Below are 4,339 nucleotides of genomic sequence, written 5' to 3'. Positions count from 1 at the left end.
CCTGGCCGACGCCGGTGATGGTGCCGCCGGTTCCGACGCCCGAGATGATGATGTCCACGGCGCCCGCGGTGTCGTTCCATATCTCCTCGGCCGTCGAGACGCGGTGAATGGCCGGATTGGCCGGGTTGTCGAACTGGGCCGGGATGACCGCACCGGGCGTCCGGTCCCTCAGCTCCATGGCCATGGCGATGGCCCCCTTCATCCCCTTCTCCGCGGGCGTCAGCACCAGTTCGGCGCCCAGCAGGGCCAGCATCTTGCGCCGCTCCATCGACATGCTCTCCGGCATGACGAGGATCAGCCGATAGCCCTTGGCCGCCGCCACAAAGGCCAGGGCGATGCCGGTGTTGCCGCTCGTCGGCTCGATCAGGACGGTGTCAGGCTTGATATGCCCCGCCTGCTCCAGCGCCTCGATCATCGCCACCCCGATCCGGTCCTTGACCGAGGCCATGGGGTTGAAGAACTCCAGCTTGGCCAGCACGGTCGCCTTCGGGTTCATCTCGGCCGACAACCGCGGCAGCCCGACCAGCGGGGTGTCGCCGATCGTGTCGAGGATCGAGGCGAACACCTTGCCGCGACCGGCTTTCTGGTGGCGCGAGGCGTCGTATTCGGACATCGGAGTCTCCGTGCGGGCGTTCAGCGAGAGATAGGGTTTTTAGCGCGGTCGCAAGTCTGTCGACGCGATTTTCCACGCCATCAGCATCCTCCACCGCGCGCGGCGGACCAACCGACTTCAGGGCGTGGCGCCGTTGGCGCCGCCGACTGTCGGTTGTATCAGCTTGGTCAACCCCGTTCTATGCGAGGGGCTGTGGGGGGTTCCAATGCGCATCGTTTCCGCGAGCGGACTGATCGGCCTGTGTTTCGGCCTCGTCCTGATGCTGATGCCCGGTTCAGTCTGGGCCGGAGATGAGGTGCTCCGCGGGCCCGTGCCGGCCTGGGTCATAGCGACCACGGAAGGCGCGCCGGACGTCGCCAGCGGCGCCGACGAGGGCATCCGCATCCTCCTGTTCGACAACCAGGTCCGGAGCGACCGCGACGGGGAGGCTTCCTATATGCGCTTTCGCAGCATGGCGCTTTCCCCCCAGGCGCTGCCGCTCCTCGGGAATGTCGGAGTAGCCTGGAGCCCGGCAAGCCAGGAGGTGACAGTCCATCACGTCAGCATCATCCGTGACGGGCAGACCATCGATGTGCTCGCCGACCAGACATTCGAGACCCTGCGTCGCGAGCAGAACCTCGAACAGGCCATGCTGGACGGCCTGATGACTGCGGTGCTGCAACCGTCCGGCCTGCGTATCGGGGACATACTCGACGTGGCCTACACGGTGGTGTCACGTGACCCCGTGATCGGCGGTCATTTCGAGCAGTCGCTTGACCTCAACCTGCCGGCGGTCGTCGATCAGGTCCGTTATCGCGCCTCATGGCCGACGGCCCTTCCCGTTCGGCTTCGAGCCGCCAATGACTGGGTTCCCTTGCCTGTTCGTCGCGAGGGCGACCGGTCCGTGGTCGAGCTCCGGCTGAATTCGCTTCAGCCGATCCTCGTGCCGGACGATATTCCGACCCGGCTTCGCGCCGTGCGCCAGCTCGAACTCACCGACTACCGCGACTGGTCTGATATCGCGGTGGCACTGAAGCCGCTCTACGACCGGGGGCGCCGGCTCGAACCGGACTCACCGCTGCAAGCCGAAATCGAACGCATCCGCCTTCTGTCCGACGACCCGGCGATCCGTGCTGCGGCCGCCCTGCGACTGGTCCAGGACCAGGTCCGCTATGTCGCCCTGATGATGGGAGAAGGCGCCCTCACACCAGCCACGGCGGACGAAACCTGGGCCAGACGTTTCGGCGACTGCAAGGCCAAGACAGTGCTGCTGCTCGCGATCCTCGACGCCCTGGACATCGAGGCCCAGCCCGCGGCGGTCAGCATCCTCAATGGCGACGGACTGAACGAACGTCTGCCGATGATGTCCGCCTTCGACCATGTGCTCGTTCGCGCCGTGGTCGACGGCCAGGTGTTCTGGCTGGACGGAACCCGCACCGGCGACCGGCGCCTCGCGGACATGGCCGTTCCACGGTTCAGCTGGGCTTTGCCGCTCACGGGTGGCGACGCGCGCCTCGAGCCTCTCCCGGTCGCGCCGCGCACGATACCTGACTCTGAAACCGTCATCGCATTTGACGCTTCGGCCGGCCTCTATTCGCCAGCGACGATAAGGGCGACCACGACCCTTCGCGGCGACAGCGCTGCGGCGCTCGGCGGCCAGATCGGGCTCATATCGGCTTCGCAGAGAGATCAGGGGCTGCGGTCTCTCTGGTCCACACAGCTGCCCGATCCCACTATAACCGAGGTCGGCTCGACCTATGACGCCGATACCAACGTCCTGACCCTGACGATGTCCGGCACGATGACCCTGAACTGGAGTTCCACGGGCCTTGTGCCGCCCGGCGCCAGCTATGTGCCGGTCACCAGTCAGGAGCGATCCGAAGGTCCGTTCCGAAACGCCCCCTACGCGATCAATCATCCTGCCTTTACACGGTCGGTCGTGACCCTTCGCCTGCCGGAGGGCGGGCGGGGATTCCGGGTGTCGGGTGGGGAGGTCGAGCGGACCGAACTGGGCCACCACCTGCGCCGCGCCGTCAGCCTCGAAGCAGATCTCGTCACAGTCGACATCACGCTCCGCAGCCTGGTCAGCGAAATCCCGGCAGCCGAAGCAGACCAGATCAGGGTTGAGGCAGCAGCGAGACCTTACGATCCCCCGCGCATCTTCCCGCCCACGGGCTACCGTCCCTCGGAGGCTGACAGGAACGCCTGGGCCGCGGATGAACCGACGACGGCCAGCGGATGGCTCGACCGGGCCTTTGCGCTCTCCCGGAGTGGTGACACGGACGAGGCCGTCCAGGCGGCGGCCCGGGCAATCGCGCTCGAACCGGAAAACAGCTCCGCCTGGGCCAACCGCGGGGTCTATCGCTTCTGGCAGGGCGACCTCACCGGGGCTGCGGAGGATCTGGCGAAGGCGGTCGACATCGACCCCTCAGAGCGGATCGCCATGAACGGTCATGCCCTGCTCGCGATGTACGAGCACCGCTTCGACGACGCGGTAATCGAGCTTTCCCGAGCCCTGCGTCAGGCGCCAGGCGATGACTTCGCACTCCGAACCCGCGCCGACGCCTATGTCGGCCTGGAGCAGTATGACCGCGCCTTGCGGGACGTCGACACCCTGATCACGGCCCGGCCCGCCGAAAGTTCGCTGAAGCTGCTGCGCATCCGGGTTCTGGGACAGGCCGGCCGCACGGCCGAAGCCGACGCGGCGATGGACGCCCTCGCCGAGGCCGAGCCGTCCAACCCCGGGGTCCTGCTGAACCAGGCCGCGCTCAAGGTCGAGCGCGGCGACTTCCAGTCGGCGTCCGACATCCTCGACCGTGTGCTCGCGTTCGCCCCGTCGAACCCGGAGTCAGCCCTGCTGCTCAGGGCCGAAGCCTCTATCGGCCTGGGTCGGCTGGACGACGCCGCGAGGGACTTCGCCCGAGTCCGGGACGCTCACCCTGACGACGCCCAGAGGCTGAACTCGTTGTGCTGGACCGCCGCGAGGGCGGGGGTCCTGCTGGATCAGGCGCGTCGCGACTGTGACGCCGCGCTCGCCATCTGGCCGGGCAGCCCGGCGATCTTGGACAGTCGCGGCCGGGTGCTGCTGCAGCAGGGCGATCTGGCTGGTGCCCTTGCAGCCTATGAATCGGCTCTGGCTCTCGAACCCCAACAGTCGGCGTCGCTTTACGGACGAGGTCTGACTCGGATTGCTCTCGGCGACATCGAGGCGGGAGAGGCCGACAAGGCCGCCGCGATCGCGATCGACCCCGAGGCCGCCACCGATTTCGAGTCCTATCCGCCTCGTTGAGGTGGCCGCAACGCCCTGAATTTAACCCGGCGTTAAGCATGATGGCCCTTTCTTGCAGGTCCGCGGTGGCCGGCCCTTCGGGACCTCCCGACCCGACGCGGCCAGTTCCGGGGTCCTCCAGTTGCACGCTCTCGCCGCCGCCGTTGAAGCGATCGATCCGCTGGTCGTGACCGGCAAGGTCGCGGGCGTGAACGGCCTGCTGATCGAGTCCCGGGGCGGACTGTCGCGCCTGTCGGTCGGGGCCCGGGCCGAGATAGAGCGCCGCCACCTGTCGCCCCTGCCCGCCGAGGTCGTCGGCTTCCGCGACGCCAAGGCCCTGCTGATGCCGTTCGGCCCGGTCGAAGGCGTGGCCCCCGGGGCCGACATCCGCATCGTCTCCGCCGCCGCCAGCGTCCGCCCGACCACCGCCTGGCTCGGGCGCATCATCGACGCCTTCGGCCAGCCCATCGACGGCAAGG

General features: G+C 67.8%; 2 protein-coding genes and 1 pseudogene. 2 read left to right on the top strand and 1 reads right to left on the bottom strand.

Annotated features, from left to right (window positions below; all coding sequences use genetic code 11):
- A partial coding sequence (locus B3E43_RS07660; protein WP_292028148.1) for a PLP-dependent cysteine synthase family protein occupies nucleotides 1-613 on the bottom strand: 613 nt, incomplete at its 3' end.
- A gap of 205 nt (nucleotides 614-818) precedes the next feature.
- On the opposite strand from B3E43_RS07660, the gene B3E43_RS07655 reads away from it, so the two are divergent.
- On the top strand, nucleotides 819-3,881 hold the full coding sequence (locus B3E43_RS07655; protein ID WP_292028146.1) for a DUF3857 domain-containing protein: 3,063 nt from the start codon (nucleotides 819-821) through the stop codon (nucleotides 3,879-3,881).
- 121 nt (nucleotides 3,882-4,002) lie between these two features.
- Nucleotides 4,003-4,339: pseudogene (gene fliI / locus B3E43_RS07650) on the top strand (flagellum-specific ATP synthase FliI); the annotation flags it as partial.

It is taken from the genome of Brevundimonas sp. UBA2416 (genome assembly GCF_002343105.1).
Classification (GTDB): Bacteria; Pseudomonadota; Alphaproteobacteria; order Caulobacterales; family Caulobacteraceae; genus Brevundimonas.
Note: the sequence above shows the minus strand (reverse complement) of the source record. Positions and strands in the feature narration are given on the sequence as shown.